Here is a 20,384-nt window from a genome sequence, read left to right on the forward strand (position 1 = left end):
TGATCCTCGCCACAAATTAGTTTCTGTACCAGGCATAACTGCGCGTCATTCGTATATACCCAAAGGATTTCGGGTTGCATTGAGGCGGCAAGAGAACGAATCCCGATGAGCTTACATGAGTAAGTGATTCGGGTGAGTGAACGCAGCCAACAAAAATGCAGCTTGAAAGACGACGGGTATACTTACTGAGTGACATCCGCGAGGAGTGGTTATGACCTGGACAACACACACCGTTTTTAATCAGCCCCATCCTCTGAGCAACAGCAACCTGTTCCTGTCTGATACGCCGCTCGGCGAGGCACTGTCACGCGAAGGCGCCGGATGGGATCGGGAGTGGCTGGCTTCGGTAGGCCGACAGCTGGGCAGCGCCGAGTCGCTGGAACTGGGCCGGCTCGCCAACGCGGAGCCACCTGAACTGCTGCGCTACGACGCCCGCGGCGTACGGATGGATGAAGTCCGTTTTCACCCCGCCTGGCACCTGCTGATGCAGGGTGTCTGCGCCAGCCGCCTGCATAATCTCAGCTGGCATCCCACAGTACGTGAACAGGCCAGCGTGGCGCGCGCTGCGCGCTTTATTCTGCATGCGCAGGTTGAAGCGGGCACGCTTTGCCCGGTGACCATGACGCACGCGGCCATTCCACTGCTGCAGACTTTTCTGCCCGCCGCGTTCGAAGGCTGGCTCGATCCGCTGCTCAGCGATCGTTACGACACCCATGCGCAGCCCGGCGACCAGAAACGGGGTCTGCTGATTGGTATGGGCATGACGGAAAAACAGGGCGGCAGCGATCTGCTCACCAGCACCACCCGGGCCGAGCCGCTGGGCGCGCGCGGCCCAGGTGAAGCCTACCGGCTGACCGGCCACAAATGGTTCTTCTCGGTGCCGCAGAGCGATGCGCATCTGGTGCTGGCGCAGACGCCCGCCGGATTAAGCTGTTTCTTCCTGCCGCGCCTGTTGCCTGACGGGTCACGCAACGCCATCCAGCTTGAGCAGCTTAAAGATAAGCTGGGTAATCGCTCAAATGCCAGTTGTGAGGTGGAGTTTCGCGATGCGACCGGCTGGCTGCTGGGAGAAGAGGGCGAAGGCGTGCGGCTGATCCTTAAAATGGGCGGTATGACGCGCTTCGACTGCGCACTCGGCAGTCATGGTCAGATGCGGCGTGCATTCTCGGTGGCACTCTGGCATGCACATCAGCGCCAGGTGATGGGGAAAAACCTGGTGGATCAGCCGCTGATGCGTCAGGTTCTGGCACAGCAGGCGCTGCAGCTGGAGGGACAAACCGCGCTGCTGATGCGGCTGGCGCGCGCCTGGTCACAACCGGCAAAACCGCATGAGGTCACGTTTGCCCGCTTATTCACTCCGGCTGCAAAATATCAGATCTGCAAAGCGGGTGCCCCGTTCGTCGCGGAGTCGATGGAAGTGCTGGGGGGCATCGGCTACTGCGAAGCGAGCGAGCTGCCGCGCCTCTATCGTGACATACCGGTCAACAGCATCTGGGAAGGGTCGGGCAACGTGATGTGTCTTGACGTACTGCGCGTGCTCACCCGTCAGGCAGAGGTTTCGGAGATGCTGAGTCAGGAATTTGAAGCGGTGAAAGGGAGTAATCGTCATTTCGATGCGCGCTGGCGTCAGTTACGGCTGCGAATGAGCAACGTCCCCGAAGAGCAGGCGCGCGAGGTGACCCGCACGCTGCTGCAGCTTGCGACCGGCGCTCAGCTACTGAAATATGGCGAACCGCCGCTGGCGGATGCATGGTGCCAGCAGTGGCTCGATCGGCGTGGCTCCCGCCCGCTTGAGACAGCAATCACAGACCGTTTACTGGCCCGCGCCTGTGGCAGGTGATGCGCCGTAAAGAATCGCGCTGGCGTACCAGAGACCTGGCATTACCGTTTCACTCAGCGCCACGATCTGATAGTAAGCCGCACCGGCCTGGTTAGCCCGGGTGGCCACGGCCCGCCCGGCATCATCCGGTGAGCCGCGCACGTTAACGGTAATATTGCCCAGCTTCGGCAAACCGCCACTCTGCGCCCGTGAAATCTCCTGCGCCTGTTGCGTCGGCGCGGGCGGTGCTTTTGGCGTGGTATCAAGCGCGGAACAGCCTGCCAGCAGCAGGCTTATCATCAGTAAATAAGCGAAACGCATAGCAAAACCCTCTTTCAGGACGAAGCATTAAGTGTATGTCATCGCCCTGAATGGCGTCAGGATTTAAGGCTGAATACGCTGACCAGCTGGGTCAGGTGATGCCCTTTATCACTCAGGTTCTGCGCGCTGTTTTCCGCCTGTGTCACCAGTTCGCTGTTCTGGTGAGTCGCCTGGCTGATCTGGTTCATCGCCAGATTAACCTGGCCGATGCCTGCCGCCTGCTGCTGCGCCGCGACGTTGATCTCGCCCATCAGCGCCTGCACCTGCTCGATGTGGGTCACAATGTTGCTCATCGCATCGCGCGTCTGCTCAGATAACTGATGGCCCTCCGCCACGTTGCTGATGGAGGTCGCAATCAGTCCATCAATCTCTTTAGCAGCCTGCGCAGAACGCTGTGCCAGCGCACGCACTTCTGCGGCCACCACGGCAAAGCCACGGCCCTGTTCCCCGGCACGTGCCGCTTCAACGGCGGCATTCAGCGCCAGGATATTGGTCTGAAAGGCGATCGACTCAATCACGTGGGTGATATCCGCAATGCTTTGTGATGAAACCTTAATCGCCGACATGGTGTTGACCGAACGCACCACCGTCTGGCTGCCGTGACTGACGATATCGCTGGCTTCGGCCACCAGTGACATCGCCTGACGCAGGCTGTCTGCGGTGTGTTCAACCGTCGCGCCAAACTGCTCCATGCTGGCGGAGGTCTGCTCCACGCTGCTGGCCTGACGCCCGATCTGCTCGCTGATGTTATGACTACTGGCCGCGATGGTGTCCGTGCCGTCGCTGATCTCCTGCGCCGCGCCGCGCACCTGGCTGACGATTTTCTCCAGACCATCGCCAATGCCGTTGATCGCAACGATCAACTGGCCCACTTCATCGCGACGCTGGGTATCCATATGGACCTGCAGATTCCCGGCGGCATACTGCTCCGCCAGATGGATCACCTGCTGCAGCGGACGGGTAATCGCCCGACGGCTGTACCAGACAAACCCCAGCGCAAAGACCACCACCAGAATCAGTCCTGTTATCAGGAACAGGTTACGGCTATGCGTAATCGGGGCGAGCAGGCTTTCACGGTTAACTTCGCCGGCGATCACCCAGTTCCAGCCCGGCAGCTGCTGCCAGGCCAGAATCTGGTGCTCGCCGTTGATCTCTGCCTGCAGTATGCCCTGCGGCTGAGTCAGCAGCGGCTGGAGTGTCGCGTCATCCCATGCGGGTCGTTTTCCTTCGTCGTGCTGATCGAACAGATACTCTCCCTGCGTCTTACCGGGGGTGCCGTTGAGCACAAAGAAATGACCACTATCACCCAGCTTGCGTGCCAGGATTTTTTCACGCATCAGCGCATACTGCTTATCAATGCCAACGCCGACAAACAGGATGGCGACAACCTTGCCACTCTCATCTTTTACCGGCTGATATTGTGTGATGTAGCGATGGCCGAACAGCGTCGCCAGCCCCTGATAGACGTCGCCCTGACGGACGCTTTTCCAGGCGGCGCCGTTGCGGTCAAGCTGCGTACCGATCGCGCGACTGCCATCCTGCTTTTTCAGCGAGGTGGAAATACGGATAAAATCATCGCCGTCGCGCACAAAAATGGTCGCCACGGCGGCGGTGCGTTCGGTGAAATCGTCTACCGCGGTCTGGTCGAGGTTCAGCGTTTTTAACCCGGCGCGCAGCACCGGCGTCGAAAAGGCACCGACCTGCACCCGTGAGCCTTCATCCAGGCTAAAACGCTTAGGCAGGAAACTGGTAAACAGACTGGTGTAGTGAGCCACCTCTTCGGTGAGAGTGGCGTTGAACATGGTGGCCATTTCACTGATGCCCTGCACCTGGTTTTGCATGTCATCGATGGCGAGATTTTCCAGCTGCCGCGAAGCGGTGTGGCTCTGGGTTAGCGTCAGAACCAGCAACAATAACGCTACGCTGAGAGACGTCAGTACAGACAGCTTAACTCCAAGACTCAGGCCGCTGAGAGAGAGACGCTTCATAAATTACCTTTGATCAAGTTAGGGGGACACAACATCAACGGCAAAGCGCGGGAAAAGTTTAGGCCGAAATCTGGCGACTAAACGCAGCAGGGGATTTCGTAAATTAACCCGCAGACGTACACTCAATCGGCACGCCTTGCCCCTTCTCAGGAGAGACCATGATTGAACTCACCACAGAAACGCTGGCCGGTATCGAATGCCTGCACGCCACGCCTGCCGGACAACGGCATCAGCCACTGCCCACCGTGCTGTTTTATCACGGCTTTACCTCTTCAAAAGAGGTCTACGCCTACTTCGCTGTCGCGCTGGCACAGGCGGGGTTCCGGGCGGTGATGCCGGATGCAGATCTGCACGGCGCGCGCTATCACGGCGATGCCGATGCACGCCTTGGTCGCTTCTGGGAGATTCTGAAACAGAACATTGATGAGCTGCCGCAGCTGGAATCGGCGCTGCGCGCTGACGATCTGATCGCCGGCGAGCGCTTTGCGGTGGCGGGCGCGTCGATGGGCGGCATGACGGCGCTGGGCGCGATGGCGCGTTATCCGCAGATTCAGAGCGTCGCCTGCCTGATGGGATCGGGCTATTTTATGCAGCTCAGTCAGTCGCTCTTTCCGCCGCTGGTGGCCGATACGCCTGAGCAGCAAGCGCAGTTTGCTGCCCGCATGGCACCGCTGGCGGACTACGATCCCTGCAACCGGCTGGAGGCACTGGCAAACCGTCCGCTGCTGTTGTGGCATGGTGAGGCGGATGAGGTGGTGCCCTGGGCGGAGAGCGTCCGGCTGGAGAGGGCGCTGCGTGACAACGGGCTGGCGCAGCATCTGACTTCGCTGTCTGAAAAACAGATTGGACATAAGATCACGCCATCAGCATTGACGGCGCTGGTCAGCTTTTTTAAACAGCAGCTATAAAAATGAGCGGGCGGAGAGTGGATCTGCCGCCCGTAAACTTACCGGCACTTACCAGTGCGCAGACGATTTTTCTGCTGCTCTGGCAGGCGCGTTGACCGGGTTCTTTTGTGGCGCATCCAGCCGATTAACGTAGATATAACCCGATGCCGCTTCGCTGCTGTGACTTCTTATCTGCTGCGCACAGTCAGCATTGCTGGCAAGAGCGGGTGGAGACAGGAAGAGACCCAGTAAAGTGGCGATGACGAACGTTTTCATGCCCGACTCCTCACTTCAGGGAACACACTCTGTTAGACGCCGATAAGCCAAACCGTAGCGTCTGCATTAAGTTTAGCGACTGTGCACATTATCGCCAGATCGTCCGCCTGAACCTCTTAATCAGCTTTTTTGAACCTTTCCCGCTTAACGCGCTGTATTCACATGATTAGCACGAAAAGCTACCGTATATGGCACGCCGGATGGCATTTGTTGAAATGTGCGCTTGAGTTTAGCCGTCGCCGCCAGTATGATTACGCGTCAATTTTTCAGCCGCATTCTCAGGCTGTGTCCCACAAACGCTCGTCACAACGAACCTTTGTGGGACACAGCCTATAACGTTCCTTGCTTCCATGGGCCGCGGTTGACCCCGACAGGAGGCTGAATAATCCGTAAGGAGCAATTTCGATGCGTCATTACGAAATCGTATTTATGGTTCATCCTGACCAGAGCGAACAGGTTCCTGGCATGATCGAGCGTTACACTGGTGCTATCACTGGTGCAGAAGGCACGATTCACCGTCTGGAAGACTGGGGCCGCCGTCAGCTGGCTTACCCGATCAATAAACTGCACAAAGCGCATTACGTTCTGATGAACGTTGAAGCGCCGCAGGAAGCGATCGATGAGCTGGAAACGAACTTCCGCTTCAACGACGCCGTTATCCGTAGCATGGTTATGCGCGTTAAAAACGCGGTAACTGAAGCATCGCCGATGGTTAAAGCGAAAGATGAGCGTCGTGATCGTCGCGAAGATTTTGCTAACGAATCCGCTGATGAGTCAGATGCTGGGGATTCTGAAGAGTAATCCATCGTGACGGTTAATCGACTTCGCCTGTCTGGCACTGTGTGCAAGACGCCGGTTCGAAGAGTTAGCCCGTCAGGAATTCCTCACTGTCAGTTCGTGCTTGAGCACCGCTCAGTGCAGGAGGAGGCCGGGTTTCACCGGCAAGCCTGGTGTCGTATGCCGGTTATTATCAGCGGCAGCGCCCATCAGGTGATTACTCAACATATAACGGTCGGCACGCAACTCACACTCGACGGTTTCATTAGTTGCCATCAGGCACGAAATGGCCAGAGCAAAGTGGTGTTCCATGCCGAGCAGATTGAATTGATAGATTCTGGAGACTAGCCTAATGGCACGTTATTTCCGTCGTCGCAAGTTCTGCCGTTTCACCGCGGAAGGCGTTGTTGAGATCGATTACAAAGACATCGCAACGTTGAAAAACTACATTACCGAAAGCGGTAAAATTGTCCCGAGCCGTATCACCGGTACTCGTGCAAAATACCAGCGTCAGTTGGCTCGCTGCATCAAGCGTGCGCGTTACCTGTCTCTGCTGCCGTACACTGATCGTCATCAGTAATCGGCAACTGTCCATTAACGACTTTAAGAGGATAAGGTAATGCAAGTTATTCTGCTTGATAAAGTAGCAAACCTTGGCACCCTGGGTGATCAGGTTAACGTTAAAGCGGGCTACGCTCGTAACTTCCTGGTACCACAGGGCAAAGCTGTTCCTGCTACCAAGAAAAACGTTGAGTTCTTCGAAGCACGCCGTGCTGAACTGGAAGCCAAACTGGCTGACGTTCAGTCTGCAGCAACTGCACGCGCTGAGAAAATCAATGAACTGGGCACTGTAACCATCACGTCTAAAGCGGGCGATGAAGGTAAACTGTTCGGTTCAATCGGTGCCCGCGACATCGCTGATGCAGTGACTGCAGCTGGCGTTGAAGTGGCTAAGAGCGAAGTTCGTCTGCCGAACGGCGTTCTGCGCACTACCGGTGAGCATGAAGTAAGCTTCCAGGTTCACAGCGAAGTATTCGCGAAACTGAACGTGAAAGTAGTTGCTGGTTAATCTTTATTAACTGAGCACGACACAAACGCCGGCCCAGTGCCGGCGTTTTTGTTTTTGTGCCTTTCAATCGCCGCTGTTCGCGTTACTGCGCGCGAATAAAGCTGCCGTCTGGCTGACGTGTAAACAGCACCGGACCGTTTGCGCCCTCCACCGTCAGACCTGTTACCGCCCCCTGCGCATCCTGACGGATTTTCACCTGCTGACCACTTTTCAGTGAGCTGAGTGGCTGATCGCTGCCTTCCACCCGCGCCATCGCAAACACATCATTGACCGGCAGACTATTATCACGAAACAGCTGCGCCAGCGTCTGACCGGAAGCGATGGTCAGATTGCGCCACTCGCCCTGAGAATCGGCTTTTGGCGTCTGCTGAGACGGTGAGGATGACGGCTGGCGGCTACTGTTGTTCTCATAAATATCCGCCTGCATCGGCACCTCTTTCTCCGTCTGGGGTGCGACCGGCTGCTCGACCGGATAGCGCAGCGTGCTGGCGGGCCAGAGAAACGCCACCAGCATCACCAGCAGTGCGGCCACAATGCCACGGCGGTGCAGCGCAGGCAGCGGGTCCATCCAGCGAATGTGGTCGGTAAAATGCCAGATACGCTGAAGCCATGTCGGCAGGCGGGATGACGTGTCTGAAGCCATTCGGGGTTCCTCCTCTCCGGCAGGCTGCTTTAGCCTGCGTGCGGCCAGCCAGGTCTGCAGCCGGGATACAAGATATTTTGCACGCATCCTGCGGCGTCGTGGGGCTATCTGGCCCATGTTTGCTCTCTTATTCGTGTGCTACAGAGGGGGTGATCCCCCCCGATAGTTATAGTATGGGCAATACCGGCGCGAAGTGCCTGCCAGCATTGATAAAATTGACGGCTCTATTGTTTCTCTTTCCCCGGCAAAAGTCATCTGCGATGCAGGGCATTTTACGCCAGCGGCCTGCGCTGCTATGCTGCCCGTTCGAATTTATCCGAGAGTGAAAGGAACGAAGATGACTACCCCTTCTTTCGACAGCGTCGAAGCACAAGCAAGTTACGGTATTGGTTTACAGGTTGGCCAGCAGTTGCTGGAATCTGGTCTGCAGGGTCTGCAACCAGAAGCACTGCTCGCGGGTCTGCGCGACGCGCTGGAAGGGAACTCGCCGGCCGTACCGGTTGATGTGGTTCATCGCGCACTGCGTGAAGTGCATGAACGCGCTGAAGGCGTGCGTCGTGAGCGCACCGAAGCCATGGCCGCAGAAGGTCAGGCGTTCCTGCAGGAACATGCGCAGCGTGAAGGCGTGAGCAGCACCGAATCAGGCCTGCAATTCAGCGTGATTACGCAGGGCGAGGGTCCAATCCCATCACGTCAGGATCGCGTACGCGTTCACTACACCGGTAAACTGATCGACGGCAGCGTATTCGACAGCTCTGTTGCCCGTGGCGAACCGGCGGAATTCCCGGTAAGCGGCGTAATTCCAGGCTGGATTGAAGCGCTGACCCTGATGCCGGTTGGCTCAAAATGGGAACTGGTGATCCCACAGAACCTCGCGTATGGCGAGCGCGGTGCGGGTGCCTCTATCCCACCATTCAGCACCCTGATCTTCGAAGTCGAACTGCTGGAAATTCTGTAATTCCGCACGCTGCAACCACCCCGGTTGCAGCGTTTTCTTCCGCCTTATTTCTGCTGTAAATTCACCTGCCACAGAGCAAAGCCGATCGCATCTGCCCCTTTGGGCTGAAGCGGATATTGCGCATGCTGCTTAATAAATCCGGTCGCTTTATCACCCGGTGCCGTTTCAAACTGAATGTCGAGTGGGGTGGATGAGGTAATCGGTGCCAGCCGCCAGTTATTGTCCGCCTTCGGCTGAACTTCACCGTGCGCTTTGGTTTCTGCGCTGATGTAGGCGGCAACCACGGAACGGTTCTCATCCGGCGAGGCAAAGGCGATGTATTTATCTCCGGTGCCGGCAAACTTACCGCCGTAAGCGCGATAGTTATTGGTCGCCACCAGGAAGGTCGCCTGTGGATCGACGGGTTTACCCTGCCAGCTAAGCTGACGGATACGTGAGGCCTCAGGATGGATCAACTGACACTCTGCGTCGTAGCGCGCGGGCTGGGTCACATCAATCTGATAATTAACCCCGTCAATCACATCAAAGTTATAGGTGCGAAAATCCCAGTTGATCAGCGACTGCGTTTTCGTGCTGTGGGGATCGATCTGATTAAACTGGCCCGCTGAGCACTCCAGCCACTCTTTTACCTGCGCACCGGTGACTTTCATGACCACCAAGGTATTGGGATAGAGATAGAGATCGGCCGCGTTACGGAAGGTCAGCGCGCCTTTCTCCACTTCGACATAGCTGGCCGGATCGTTTTTACGTCCGCCCGCTTTAAACGGCGCAGCAGCAGAGAGCACCGGCAGGCGGCCCAGATCCGGATCGCCCTGAATGAAATGCTCCACGTAGGCGCGCTGGGCATTATTGACGATCTGTACCGTCGGATCGTCCTGTACCAGCGACAGGTAGCTGTACATCACATCGGCGGACTTGCCGATGGGCTTCGCCACAAACTCTCGCGTGGCGTGGTGATCGTCAGCCAGTACCTTCACCAGCGCCGGATCCTCTGCCGCCAGCGATTTCTTCGCTGCGGTATCGTAGATGGGCCGCGCCTGTGCTTTGCCGCTGCTGACCTGCCAGCGTCCTCCCTCATTGTTCAGCACCAGGTCAACCACGCCAAGGTGATCGCCCCACATGCCTGGCATCACCGCCGGAATACCGTTCAGGGTGCCGTTGGCGATATCTGCACCCTTGATGTCAGCAAACTCCTTGCCGGGGAAGACCGCATGCGCATGACCAAACAGGATGGCGTTAATGCCTTCCACCTGGCTGAGATAGTAAACCGAGTTCTCCGCCATCGTGTGATACGGCTCGCTGCTCAGGCCGGAGTGGGGAATAGCGATAATCAGATCGGCGCCCTGCGCGCGCATCTCAGGCACGTAGCGGCGAGCCGTTTCGGTGATGTCATCGACGCGTACCTTGCCCTGCAGGTTGGCTTTATCCCACACCATGATCTGCGGCGGCACAAAGCCGATATAACCTATCTTCAGGGTCTGCGTCTTGCCCTCGCGATCAACCACCGTAGTGGATTTGATGAGGTATGGGGTAAACAGCGGTTTGCCGCTCTTCACATCAATCACGTTGGCGTTCACATAGGGGAAGCGTGCGCCCGCCAGCGCTTTTTTCAGGTAGGGCAGGCCATAATTGAATTCATGATTGCCGAGGTTACCGACGCTGTAATCCAGCGTGTTGAGCGCCTTGTAGACCGGATGGATCTCGCCCTCACGTAATCCTTTGGCCGCCATGTAGTCACCCAGCGGGCTGCCCTGAATGATGTCGCCGTTATCGACCAGCAGGCTGTTTTTCACCTCCTGGCGTGCGGCGTGGATCAGCGTGGCGGTTCGCACCAAACCAAACTTCTCGGTTGGCGTGTCTTTGTAATAGTCGAAATCCATCATATTGCTGTGCAGATCGGTGGTTTCCAGTATCCGCAAATCCACCGTCGCCGCCTGGGTGGCGACGGAAACGCTCAGTGCCAGTAACATCATTCCGGGCTTAAACATGCTTGCTCCTGCTGCAAAATAAATAAGGATCTCAAAATAATGTAAAAGCATGACAGATAGTCATTTTAAATCGTGATGGGTATAACGTTTTGGCGCATCGGTCAGCGACGGATTCTTAAACGATGGAGGCGTAGCGGCACAGGCGTGGCGATAAATGGGTAACTATGATATTGATATATCTATAAATTGAATCGCCAAAGTGCCTGTAAATGGGTACTTCAGGCGGAACTGCTAAAATGTCACTATCTGACGATGAGCTGATCCGGCAGCAGACAGACACAATGAGGTGAAAAATGTTAGAGCAAATCTGCCAACTGGCACGCGAAGCAGGCGACGCGATTATGCAGGTCTATAACGGTGCCGCGCCGCTTGACGTTTCTCACAAATCGGATGATTCGCCGGTGACCGCCGCGGATATCGCTGCACACGAGGTGATCCTCGCGGGCCTCAAAAAGTTAACGCCTGATCTCCCCGTGCTGTCAGAAGAAGATCCGCCAGCCTGGGAAGTGCGTCAGCACTGGCAGCGCTACTGGCTGGTCGATCCGCTGGATGGCACCAAAGAGTTCATCAAGCGTAACGGCGAATTTACCGTTAATGTTGCGCTGATCGAAGCGGGCAAGCCGGTAATGGGCGTAGTCTATGCGCCGGTGCTGGGCGTGATGTACTCCGCTGCAGACGGCAAAGCGTGGAAAGAGGAGGGCGGTCAGCGTGAACAGATTCATGTCCGTGATGCGCGACCTCCGCTGGTGGTGGTAAGTCGTTCACATGGCGACGACGATGAGATGAAAGAGTACCTGAAGCAGTTAGGTGAACATCAGACCGTCGCGACCGGATCCTCACTGAAATTCTGCCTGGTGGCAGAAGGAAAAGCGCAGCTCTATCCCCGTTTCGGACCCACCAACATCTGGGATACCGGCGCGGGTCATGCCGTGGCGATGGCGGCGGGCGCGCATGTGCACGACTGGCAGGGTAAAACTCTGGACTACGCGCCGCGCGAATCCTTCCTTAATCCTGGCTTCCGCGTTTCACTGTTTTAACGCTGTCTGAGCGCTCAGCCTGCTGAAGGCTGAAACCCCGTCGGGCGATGCTCTCCCCACCGGGGCTTCAGCGATTAATCCTTCAGCAGGGAGGTGACCAGCGTAATCACTTTTGTCACTTCATCCTGCGTCAGCGATCCATCCTTCACAAATTTCACCTTACCCTGCTTATCCAGCACCACAATGGCGGAACCGCCCGGCTGTAACTGCCAGGCATGCTGCACATTGCCCTTGCTGTCGACAACAAACTGCGACCACGGATATTGCTGCTTGTTAGTCTCGACGCTGCTGCGCACAAACATGCCCGTACCGGGAATGGCATCATCTGTATTCACGATGGTGGTGGTCTGATAGCGATCATGCGGCAGCTTCGCGGCCTTAATCGCCTCGATCAATGCGGCATTCATCTCTTTAGCGGATGAGCGACCCGCGATGTGCTGAACCACGCGAACTTTTCCGCCGAGCTGCGCGCTATTCCAGTTTTTGTAGCTAAACTTATCCTGCTGCAATAACAGCTCGCCTTTGTCGTTCACGCCAACGGCCGGTACCCGCATATCCTGCCTGAGGTCATGAGCCATCACGCTTGCCGGTATCAGTAAAGACAACGCTACAGCTGCCAGAATTATTCGCATTGCTATTTCCTTGAGTGATCAGACCAGTTAGTCATTTTACTGCAATAGTAAGCAGGGATGATGCGCCTGTCCTGGAAAGGTGTCAGGTTTGTTATGGCCGCCACAATTCCTTAACCAACGAAGGTTTATACTGTGTTGTGTGAGCCTGATAACAGAGTGTTCTGTAATGATGTGTCAATTCAGTAAAAAAAATCACTTTTAGGAACATTAGTAGGTTTGAGTGTTCTATAGTTATCGCGAATTCGCGCTTCATGGGCTGGAACCAAATTTGGAAACGGCGAAGCGTGCTTAAAAATGTACAGGAGTTAGTCAGTATGAAGATCTTCCAGCGCTATAATCCGCTACAAATAGCGAAATATGTAAAAACGCTGTTCAAAGGAAGGTTGTATATCAAGGACGTCGGCGCGTTCGAGTTCGACAAAGGGAAAGTATTAATCCCGCGCGTTAAAGACAAACAGCACCTGAGCGTGATGTCAGAAATTAACCGCCAGGTCGTTCGTCTCAAACTTGAGTTCAACTAATCATAAGGGCGCCGATGGCGCCCTTAGTGTCTGGCCAGTCAGGCCATTTTATTTGTCACTCTGAACCTGAGCAGTGCCAACAATTCTCACAGACTACGTCACATTCCGGTTGTTCCGCGCTGTCCGTGTCCAGACTGCTGGTCATTCTACTCTTCTTCGCTTTTCGTCATGCTCAGCACCGGCGGTCGTTCATCGATGCGGGTGACCAGCAGCTGATCGATGCGATAGCTATCAATATCCACCACCTCGAACTTGTAGCCAGCAAACTTCACAAAATCGGTACGTTTCGGAATCTTACGCAACATATACATCATAAAGCCGCCGATGGTTTCGTAGTTGCCTGACTGCGGGAAATCATCAATGTCCAGCACGCGCATCACGTCATCAATCGGCGTACCGCCTTCAACCAGCCATGAATTCTCATCGCGCGCCACAATCTGCTCTTCCATACCCTGACCAACCAGATCGCCCATCAGCGTGGTCATTACATCATTCAGGGTAATAATGCCCACAACCAGCGCATATTCGTTCATGATCACCGCGAAATCTTCTCCGGCGGTTTTAAAACTTTCCAGCGCTTCAGAGAGGGTCAGCGTGTCCGGCACGATCAGCGCCGAGCGAATCTGCAGGCCGCTGTTCAGCGCCATGCTCTGATTACCCAGCACGCGCAGCAGCAGCTCTTTGGAGTCGACATAGCCAACGATATGGTCGATATCGCCGCTGCAGACCAGAAACTTCGAGTGAGGATGCTGGGCGATTTTGGTTTTGAGGCTGGTCTCATCTTCGTGCAGATCAAACCAGACAATATTCTCACGTGAGGTCATTGAGGAGGGAACGGTACGTGACTCCAGCTCAAATACGTTTTCAATCAGCTCATGCTCCTGCTTACGCAGCACGCCAGCCAGCGCACCCGCTTCAACCACCGCGTAGATATCGTCGGAGGTGATGTCATCTTTACGCACCATCGGCAGCTTGAAAATACGGAAGAAGACGTTAGCCAGGCCATTAAACAGAAACACCAACGGACGCATTATCAGCAGGCAGAAACGCATCGGGTTGATGATGCGCAGCGCGATGGTTTCCGGTGCGACCATGCCGACCCGCTTTGGGGTTAAGTCAGCAAACAGGATAAACAGGCTGGTGACGATGGTGAAGGAGCAGATAAAGCTGAGCTGCTCCGCCAGTTCCGGCGAGACAAACCGGTTAAACAGGCCGCTGAAAACCGGCGAAAACGCCGCATCGCCAACAATACCCCCCAGGATGGCGACGGCGTTGAGGCCAATCTGCACCACGGTGAAGAACATGCCCGGCGTTTCCTGCATTTTCAGCACGCGCTGCGCATTTACGTTGCCTTCATCGGCCAGCAGTTTCAGTTTGATCTTACGGGCGGCCGCCAGCGAGATCTCCGACAGAGAGAAAAAGGCACTGATTACGATCAGTAACAGAATGACAAGTAAGCTATCTAACATATGAGATCCAAAGGGTTATCCACTTGTCATTTTTGGCCTGGGCAGCGTGGGTAAGCGCAAACAGAGTTGGTTTATCCGTGAAACAAAGCTATCCGTGCCAAAAATGTCTGCGCCAGTTCGACAACAAACGACATGTCGGGGCAGAAATGAAAACAGGCGGCATGCCTGTGGTGGCCGATTATAGCAGGAGCGCTCATTGCGCCGCCAGAGGGCAAACCGCTGCTTAAGGGCGCATTAGCAGCCAGAGCGGCCGGTTACAGACTCGGATTTATCTGAGTGAGTCATATCGGACTGATCATTCCGACCCGCAGGAGTTGTATCGCTCACCCCATTTACCGACAATAGCCCCGTTATTTGACTTAGATGTCAGAGTTGCTCCGCCGTTTGCCATAAAGTGCGGCTATGATGAGGATGTTGCCGTTGCGGTAGTGCGGGCAAAGAAGATTAATAAGCGCCCCGCGGAAAAGGGGCCGGCATGATTAACAGGAGTACAGGTGCCACGATTTTATGTTTATTGCATGGCTGGCCTGCTGCTTGCCGCGCCCGCCCTTGAGGCGGCGACAGTGCGATTACAGGTAGACGGCTTATCCGGGGATCTGCAAAAGAATGTCAGAGCGCGTCTGTCCACCATCGGCAGCGATGAGGTCTCTAATGATGGCCGCTTTCGCGCGCGCGTTTCTGTTGCGATAAAAGAGGGGCTGCGCGCGCTCGGTTATTACGAGCCCACCATCGATTTTGAATCCCGCCCCGCGCCTGCGCAGGGGGGACGACCGGTATTAGTGGCACACGTAACGCCTGGTGAACCGGTAAAAATCGGCGGCAGCACGATTGTGGTCGAAGGCGATGCGCGTAATGACGCGGATTACAAAGCCTGGGTGAAGCAGGGACGCCCTGAAGTGGGCAGCCAGCTTAACCACGGGCAATATGACAAATTCAAAAGCGGCTTCTCTAATCTCGCACTGCGTAACGGCTATTTCGACGGCACGTTTAAAAAAAGCCAGCTTGGTGTCTCGGTGGAGCGGCGTGAAGCGTTCTGGGATATCGACTACGACAGTGGCGAACGCTATCGCTTCGGCGACGTTACTTTCCAGGGATCGCAAATTCGCGAAGAGTACCTGCAAAACCTGGTGCCGTTTAAAGAAGGGGACTACTACAGCTCCCGCGATTTAGCCGAGCTGAATCGCCGCCTCTCCGCTACCGGCTGGTTTAATTCGGTGGTGGTCGCGCCGGAATTCAGCAAGGGACGACAGACCAAAGTGCTACCGCTGAGCGCAGTAATGTCACCCCGCACCGAAAACACCATTGAAACCGGCGTCGGCTATTCCACAGACGTCGGTCCGCGCCTGAAAGGGACCTGGAAAAAACCGTGGATCAACGACAGCGGCCACAGCCTGGCGGCCAGCGCCTACGTTTCCGCGCCGGAACAGCAGGTCGATCTCAGCTACAAAGTACCGCTGCTGAAAAGCCCGCTTGAGCAGTACTACACCTTCTCCGGCGGCCTGAAGCGCACCGACCTCAACGACACCAAAGCGGATACCACGACGCTTGCGATGTCGCGCAACTGGGACAGCAGCAGCGGCTGGCAGAAGGCGGTCAACCTGCGCTGGAGCCTGGATCACTTTACTCAGGGCAGCGTGACCAACACCACTATGCTGATCTATCCCGGCGTCAGCGTAAACCGTACCCGTTCCCGTGGCGGCCTGATGCCGACATGGGGCGATTCACAGCGCTATTCGGCAGACGTCTCTGATACCACCTGGGGTTCAGACGTCGACTTCCTGATCCTGCAGGCGCAAAACGTCTGGATCCGTACCCTTGGCGACAGTCATCGCTTTGTGGCACGTGGCAATCTGGGCTGGATCGAAACCAACGACTTCGACAAAGTGCCGCCGGATCTGCGCTTCTTTGCCGGTGGTGACCGCAGTATTCGTGGCTACAAATACAAAAATATTTCACCGCGCGATGATGACGGCAAACTCACCGGTGCATCAAAACTCGCCACCGGATCGCTGGAATATCAGTACAACGTCACCGGGAAATGGTGGGGCGCGGTGTTTGTCGACTCGGGCGAAGCGGTTAACGACATCAAGCAAAGTAACGTCAAAACCGGTGCGGGCGTCGGCGTGCGCTGGTCTTCACCGGTTGGCCCAATCAAATTTGATATCGCCAGACCCATCGGGGATGACGAAGAGCATGGATTACAATTTTACGTAGGGCTGGGGCCAGAACTATGAAGCTGTGGAAAAAGGTCCTGATCGGCATTCTGATCTTTCTGGTCGTGCTGTTGGGTGGGGTGGCATTTTTAATCGGTACCACGCCTGGGCTGCATTTAGTACTGAAAGGTGCGTCGCGCTGGGTGCCGGGCCTGTCAATCAAACAGGTCGATGGGGGCTGGCGTAACCTGACCCTTAACGGTCTGCGTTACGAAATGCCCGGCGTCAGCGTTGATGCCGGGCAAATTCATCTGGCGGTGGATCTCAACTGCCTGCTGCACTCCTCCGTGTGCGTTAACGATGTCTCCCTGCGCGATATCAGCGTGGTGGTCGACAGCAAGAAAATGACGCCAGCGGCACCAGCGCCGGAAGAGGAGAGTGGCAACACTAACCTCAGCACGCCATACCCCATCACGCTGCGTCACTTTGGCCTGCACAATATCAATGTCAAAGTTGATGACACCGCAATATCGCTGCTCGACTTCACCACCGGCCTGCAGTGGCAGGATCGTGCGCTGACGCTGAACCCGACCCATATTCAAAGCCTGCTGATTGCGCTGCCGAAAGCGGCGAAAGTGGTCAATGACGAGGTGGTGGAGCCGAAAGTCCAGCAGCCACATCCTGCTGAAAAACCGCTGGGTGAAACGCTGCAGGCGATGTTTGCGCAACCCCTGCTGCCTGCGATGCCTGATTTCCGTCTGCCACTGGATATTGAGGTGCAGCAGATTCTGGGTGAACAGCTGCGCATTACCGGCGACACCGATATTTCCGTCAGCCGGTTGCTGCTGAAAGCCAGAACCGCCGATCGTCAGATGCAGCTCAGCACGCTGGAGGTGGACTCGAACCTCGGCAACCTGAAGGGTAGCGGTCAGGCGACGCTGGCGGATAACTGGCCTGTCGATTTCTCCCTTAACGGCACAGTGAATACCGATCCGATTAAAGGCGAAAAGCTCGCGCTGAAACTTAATGGCGCGATGCGCGACGAGCTGAAGATGGGGCTGAACCTCTCCGGTCCGGTGAATGCGCAGCTGGACGCCACGACCCAGCTGGCGGTGGCGGGACTGCCGCTGTCACTGAAGCTGACCAGTCCGCAGTTACGCTGGCCGCTGACCGGTCCGGTAGCGTATCAGGCGGATAACCTGGACTATCAGTTCAAAGGCAAAGCCACCGACTATGTGATGTCGCTGCAGACTGCCGTGAAGGGTGAATCTGTACCACCGGCGACGATCTCGCTGACGGGTAAAGGCAACGTTGAGCAGTTCAGCCTCGACCGCCTGCGCGTGGCTGCGCTGCAGGGCAATATCGATCTCACCGCGCTGGTGGACTGGAGCAAGGCGATAAGCTGGCGCAGTGAGCTGACGCTGGCGGGAATTAATACCGCTAAACAGTATCCCGACTGGCCAGCAAGGCTGGATGGCAAAATCACCACCCGCGGCAGTCTGTATGGTGGCAGCTGGCAACTGAGCGTGCCGCAGCTACAGCTGAAAGGCAATGTGAAACAGAACGCCGTGACCGCTGATGGCTCCCTGACCGGTAACAGCTACAACCAGTGGACGGTGCCGGGCATTAAGCTGGCGCTGGGACGCAACCATCTGGATGTTAAAGGCGCGCTGGGCGACAGTCTGGATCTCGATGCCAGTATCGACGCACCCCAGCTCGACAATGCGCTGCCGGGTCTGGGCGGCGTCATCAACGGCACAATAAAAGCGCGGGGTACCCTGAAGGCACCGCAGCTGCTGGCCGATCTTAATGCCCGTGGTCTGCGCTGGCAGCAGATGCAGATCAATCGCGTCACCCTGAATGGCGACGTCCGTTCCGGCGAGCAGGTGGCGGGTAAACTGCAACTGCGCGTCGAGCAGCTGAAGCAGGATGCGCTGAACATCAGCCTGCTGACGCTGAACGCGGACGGCAATGAGCATCAGCATCAGCTGAAGCTCAATGTGCAGGGCAAACCGGTCTCTGGCCAGCTGGCGCTGAACGGCAGCTTTGATCGCCAGACCGAGCGCTGGAAAGGGTCGCTGAACGACACCCACTTTGATACGCCAGTCGGTGAGTGGCGTCTGACCCGCGCCATGGCCATCGACTATCTGAACAGCCGCCAGACGGCAACCATCGGGCCGCACTGCTGGCAGAACCCCAATGCGCAAATTTGTGTGCCGGAGCCAGTTGAAGCGGGACCGGCAGGCAAGGCGCATGTGGTGCTGAATCGCTTTGACCTGGCGATGGTGAAGCCGTTTATGCCGGATGCGACTCAGCTTAGCGGCCTGTTCAGCGGTGACGTGCGCGTCAACTGGACTGCCGATGGCAGCCTGCCGACCGGTACCGTGGCGCTGAAGGGCAACGGCGTGAAAGTGGTGCAGGATGTGCAGGGCAACAATCTGCCGATCGCCTTTGACACGCTGAACCTCAATGCCGCGCTGCGAAACGGACGCGCCCAGCTCGACTGGCTGATCCGCATCGCCAATAACGGTCAGCTGGATGGCAACGTGCAGATCGACGATCCGCAAAATCGCCGCACGCTGGGCGGTAACGTCAACATCCGCAATGTCTCGCTGGCGATGCTCAATCCGGCACTGATGCAGGGCGAGAAGATAAAAGGCAGCCTGAACAGCAGCCTGCGCCTGGGCGGCAGCGTGCAGCAGCCGCAGGTATTTGGTCAGCTTGGCCTGACGGGTGTGGATGTGGATGGCAACTTTATGCCGGTTGACCTGACCAGTGCCAACCTGAATCTGGTGTTTAACGGCATGAGCTCCACCCTGAACGGGCTGGTGCAGACCGGGCAGGGCAATATCAACCTCAGCGGTAACGCAGACTGGAGCCAGCTCGACAACTGGCGTGCGCGCATTGCGGCGCAGGGCAGCCGGGTTCGCGTGACCGTGCCGCCGATGGTGCGCATGGATGTCTCGCCGGATCTGGTGTTTGAAGCGACGCCAGCGGCCTTTAACCTTGATGGCCGGGTCGATATTCCATGGGCGCGCATCACGGTGCAGGAAGTGCCGGAAAGCGCCACTGGCGTCTCGTCGGATGAGGTGTTGCTGGATAAACAGCTGAAGCCGATTGCACCGCAAACCGCCGCGATTCCGATTAACAGCAATCTGGTGATCCACGTCGGCAACGATGTGCGGCTCTCTGCATTTGGCCTGAAAGCGAAGCTGAATGGCGATCTGAAAATGGTGCAGGATAAGTCAGGACTCGGCCTGAACGGTCAGATCAACATTCCGTCCGGTCGCTTCCACGCTTATGGTCAGGATCTGATCGTGCGTAAAGGCGAGCTGCAGTTTGCCGGTCCGCCGGATCAGCCTTATGTCAACCTGGAAGCCATCCGTAATCCGGATGCCACCGAGGATGGCGTCACCGCGGGTCTGCGCGTCACTGGCCTGGCGGATGAGCCAAAAGCGGAAGTCTTCTCCGATCCGGCGATGTCGCAACAGGAAGCGCTTTCCTATCTGCTGCGCGGTCAGGGATTGGGCAGCGACGGCGACAGTAACGCCCTCACTTCAGCACTTGTTGGCTTAGGGGTTGCACAAAGTGGGCAGGTTGTGGGTAAAATCGGGGAGACATTCGGTGTCAGCAATCTCGCTGTTGATACTGCCGGTGTTGGCGACAGCCAGCAGGTGCAGGTCAGCGGCTATGTGCTACCGGGTCTGCAGGTAAAATACGGTGTTGGCATATTTGATTCACTGGCGACGTTAACCTTGCGTTACCGCCTGATGCCTAAACTCTATCTGGAAGCCGTGTCCGGTGTGGATCAGGCTCTCGATTTGCTCTATCAGTTTGAGTTTTAGC

At 56.6% G+C, this 20,384-nt stretch carries 18 protein-coding genes; 11 read left to right on the forward strand and 7 right to left on the reverse strand.

Annotation, left to right across the window (positions count from 1 at the left end; all coding sequences use genetic code 11):
- Positions 1-211 precede the first annotated feature (211 nt).
- Positions 212-1,840, forward strand: coding sequence for an isovaleryl-CoA dehydrogenase (locus NR195_RS09520; protein ID WP_256844452.1), 1,629 nt, complete (start codon positions 212-214; stop codon positions 1,838-1,840).
- Here NR195_RS09520 and bsmA read toward each other — a convergent pair.
- Together bsmA and NR195_RS09530 are read right to left on the reverse strand one after the other, a co-directional pair.
- Positions 1,814-2,140, reverse strand: a complete 327-nt coding sequence (bsmA, locus tag NR195_RS09525) for a biofilm peroxide resistance protein BsmA (RefSeq protein ID WP_031592741.1) — start codon at positions 2,138-2,140, stop codon at positions 1,814-1,816. The two genes, NR195_RS09520 and bsmA, sit on opposite strands and share 27 nt — an antisense overlap.
- 56 nt (positions 2,141-2,196) lie before the next feature.
- A complete protein-coding gene (locus NR195_RS09530; RefSeq protein WP_256844453.1) occupies positions 2,197-4,128 on the reverse strand; it encodes a methyl-accepting chemotaxis protein in 1,932 nt (643 codons plus the stop codon).
- A gap of 158 nt (positions 4,129-4,286) precedes the next feature.
- On the opposite strand from NR195_RS09530, the gene yjfP reads away from it, so the two are divergent.
- Complete coding sequence (yjfP, locus tag NR195_RS09535) at positions 4,287-5,036, forward strand: esterase (RefSeq protein ID WP_033758907.1); 750 nt, start codon at positions 4,287-4,289, stop codon at positions 5,034-5,036.
- A gap of 48 nt (positions 5,037-5,084) precedes the next feature.
- Here yjfP and NR195_RS09540 read toward each other — a convergent pair whose 3' ends face one another.
- Positions 5,085-5,291, reverse strand: a complete 207-nt coding sequence (locus NR195_RS09540) for a hypothetical protein (RefSeq protein ID WP_010256150.1) — start codon at positions 5,289-5,291, stop codon at positions 5,085-5,087.
- A 405-nt stretch (positions 5,292-5,696) separates the two neighbouring features.
- Here NR195_RS09540 and rpsF point away from each other — a divergent pair, with 405 nt between their 5' ends.
- Genes rpsF through rplI form a run of 4 tightly spaced genes read left to right on the forward strand, consistent with a single transcriptional unit; the run spans position 5,697 to position 7,137 of the window.
- A complete protein-coding gene (gene rpsF / locus NR195_RS09545; RefSeq protein ID WP_003855334.1) occupies positions 5,697-6,092 on the forward strand; it encodes a 30S ribosomal protein S6 in 396 nt (131 codons plus the stop codon).
- A gap of 6 nt (positions 6,093-6,098) precedes the next feature.
- The gene (gene priB / locus NR195_RS09550; RefSeq protein ID WP_010256154.1) at positions 6,099-6,416 is read left to right on the forward strand and encodes a primosomal replication protein N; all 318 of its coding nucleotides are present in this window, start codon (positions 6,099-6,101) and stop codon (positions 6,414-6,416) included.
- Between the two features lie 4 nt (positions 6,417-6,420).
- Positions 6,421-6,648: a 30S ribosomal protein S18 gene (rpsR, locus tag NR195_RS09555; RefSeq protein WP_002210155.1), complete on the forward strand. Its 228-nt coding sequence runs from the start codon at positions 6,421-6,423 to the stop codon at positions 6,646-6,648.
- 39 nt (positions 6,649-6,687) lie between these two features.
- A complete protein-coding gene (rplI, locus tag NR195_RS09560; protein WP_010256429.1) occupies positions 6,688-7,137 on the forward strand; it encodes a 50S ribosomal protein L9 in 450 nt (149 codons plus the stop codon).
- Positions 7,138-7,219: 82 nt separating this feature from the next.
- On the opposite strand, the gene NR195_RS09565 is transcribed toward rplI, so the two are convergent.
- Positions 7,220-7,897: a LysM-like peptidoglycan-binding domain-containing protein gene (locus NR195_RS09565; protein WP_153020899.1), complete on the reverse strand. Its 678-nt coding sequence runs from the start codon at positions 7,895-7,897 to the stop codon at positions 7,220-7,222.
- Between the two features lie 220 nt (positions 7,898-8,117).
- Here NR195_RS09565 and fklB point away from each other — a divergent pair, with 220 nt between their 5' ends.
- A complete protein-coding gene (gene fklB, locus NR195_RS09570) occupies positions 8,118-8,738 on the forward strand; it encodes an FKBP-type peptidyl-prolyl cis-trans isomerase (RefSeq protein ID WP_010256433.1) in 621 nt (206 codons plus the stop codon).
- Between the two features lie 44 nt (positions 8,739-8,782).
- Here fklB and NR195_RS09575 read toward each other — a convergent pair whose 3' ends face one another.
- On the reverse strand, positions 8,783-10,726 hold the full coding sequence (locus tag NR195_RS09575) for a bifunctional 2',3'-cyclic-nucleotide 2'-phosphodiesterase/3'-nucleotidase (RefSeq protein WP_256844454.1): 1,944 nt from the start codon (positions 10,724-10,726) through the stop codon (positions 8,783-8,785).
- A 293-nt stretch (positions 10,727-11,019) separates the two neighbouring features.
- Between NR195_RS09575 and cysQ the strand changes: the two genes are divergently transcribed.
- A complete protein-coding gene (gene cysQ / locus NR195_RS09580; protein ID WP_256844455.1) occupies positions 11,020-11,763 on the forward strand; it encodes a 3'(2'),5'-bisphosphate nucleotidase CysQ in 744 nt (247 codons plus the stop codon).
- A gap of 74 nt (positions 11,764-11,837) precedes the next feature.
- Here the strand turns inward: cysQ and NR195_RS09585 are convergent, their stop codons facing one another.
- Entirely contained in the window at positions 11,838-12,395 is a 558-nt protein-coding gene (locus NR195_RS09585; RefSeq protein ID WP_022623931.1) for a YtfJ family protein, read from the reverse strand.
- A 314-nt stretch (positions 12,396-12,709) separates the two neighbouring features.
- On the opposite strand from NR195_RS09585, the gene NR195_RS09590 reads away from it, so the two are divergent.
- Positions 12,710-12,916, forward strand: coding sequence for a DUF1107 domain-containing protein (locus NR195_RS09590; RefSeq protein ID WP_003855513.1), 207 nt, complete (start codon positions 12,710-12,712; stop codon positions 12,914-12,916).
- Positions 12,917-13,062: 146 nt separating this feature from the next.
- On the opposite strand, the gene NR195_RS09595 is transcribed toward NR195_RS09590, so the two are convergent.
- Positions 13,063-14,385: a hemolysin family protein gene (locus tag NR195_RS09595; protein WP_010256442.1), complete on the reverse strand. Its 1,323-nt coding sequence runs from the start codon at positions 14,383-14,385 to the stop codon at positions 13,063-13,065.
- 518 nt (positions 14,386-14,903) lie between these two features.
- Between NR195_RS09595 and NR195_RS09600 the strand changes: the two genes are divergently transcribed.
- Together NR195_RS09600 and NR195_RS09605 are read left to right on the forward strand one after the other, a co-directional pair.
- Positions 14,904-16,619 (forward strand): autotransporter assembly complex family protein, encoded by a 1,716-nt coding sequence (locus NR195_RS09600; RefSeq protein ID WP_256844510.1) that lies wholly within the window; start codon positions 14,904-14,906, stop codon positions 16,617-16,619.
- A complete protein-coding gene (locus NR195_RS09605; RefSeq protein WP_256844456.1) occupies positions 16,616-20,383 on the forward strand; it encodes a translocation/assembly module TamB domain-containing protein in 3,768 nt (1,255 codons plus the stop codon). The genes NR195_RS09600 and NR195_RS09605 overlap by 4 nt, the downstream gene beginning before the upstream one ends.
- The last annotated feature ends 1 nt before the right edge of the window (position 20,384 follow it).

The organism is Pantoea sp. Ft-CA_14, assembly GCF_024520875.1.
GTDB lineage: Bacteria > Pseudomonadota > Gammaproteobacteria > Enterobacterales > Enterobacteriaceae > Pantoea > Pantoea agglomerans.

What these genes read in the sequence shown, in the direction of transcription:
- rplI (WP_010256429.1), top strand. Translation starts at nt 6,688, where the DNA reads ATGCAAGTTATTCTGCTTGATAAAGTAGCAAACCTTGGCACCCTGGGT.
- NR195_RS09600 (WP_256844510.1), top strand. Translation starts at nt 14,904, where the DNA reads ATGGCTGGCCTGCTGCTTGCCGCGCCCGCCCTTGAGGCGGCGACAGTG.
- rpsR (WP_002210155.1), top strand. Translation starts at nt 6,421, where the DNA reads ATGGCACGTTATTTCCGTCGTCGCAAGTTCTGCCGTTTCACCGCGGAA.
- rpsF (WP_003855334.1), top strand. Translation starts at nt 5,697, where the DNA reads ATGCGTCATTACGAAATCGTATTTATGGTTCATCCTGACCAGAGCGAA.
- NR195_RS09520 (WP_256844452.1), top strand. Translation starts at nt 212, where the DNA reads ATGACCTGGACAACACACACCGTTTTTAATCAGCCCCATCCTCTGAGC.
- NR195_RS09595 (WP_010256442.1), bottom strand. Translation starts at nt 14,385, where the DNA reads ATGTTAGATAGCTTACTTGTCATTCTGTTACTGATCGTAATCAGTGCC.
- fklB (WP_010256433.1), top strand. Translation starts at nt 8,118, where the DNA reads ATGACTACCCCTTCTTTCGACAGCGTCGAAGCACAAGCAAGTTACGGT.
- NR195_RS09590 (WP_003855513.1), top strand. Translation starts at nt 12,710, where the DNA reads ATGAAGATCTTCCAGCGCTATAATCCGCTACAAATAGCGAAATATGTA.
- NR195_RS09575 (WP_256844454.1), bottom strand. Translation starts at nt 10,726, where the DNA reads ATGTTTAAGCCCGGAATGATGTTACTGGCACTGAGCGTTTCCGTCGCC.
- NR195_RS09605 (WP_256844456.1), top strand. Translation starts at nt 16,616, where the DNA reads ATGAAGCTGTGGAAAAAGGTCCTGATCGGCATTCTGATCTTTCTGGTC.
- NR195_RS09565 (WP_153020899.1), bottom strand. Translation starts at nt 7,897, where the DNA reads ATGGGCCAGATAGCCCCACGACGCCGCAGGATGCGTGCAAAATATCTT.
- NR195_RS09585 (WP_022623931.1), bottom strand. Translation starts at nt 12,395, where the DNA reads ATGCGAATAATTCTGGCAGCTGTAGCGTTGTCTTTACTGATACCGGCA.
- cysQ (WP_256844455.1), top strand. Translation starts at nt 11,020, where the DNA reads ATGTTAGAGCAAATCTGCCAACTGGCACGCGAAGCAGGCGACGCGATT.
- NR195_RS09540 (WP_010256150.1), bottom strand. Translation starts at nt 5,291, where the DNA reads ATGAAAACGTTCGTCATCGCCACTTTACTGGGTCTCTTCCTGTCTCCA.
- bsmA (WP_031592741.1), bottom strand. Translation starts at nt 2,140, where the DNA reads ATGCGTTTCGCTTATTTACTGATGATAAGCCTGCTGCTGGCAGGCTGT.
- yjfP (WP_033758907.1), top strand. Translation starts at nt 4,287, where the DNA reads ATGATTGAACTCACCACAGAAACGCTGGCCGGTATCGAATGCCTGCAC.
- NR195_RS09530 (WP_256844453.1), bottom strand. Translation starts at nt 4,128, where the DNA reads ATGAAGCGTCTCTCTCTCAGCGGCCTGAGTCTTGGAGTTAAGCTGTCT.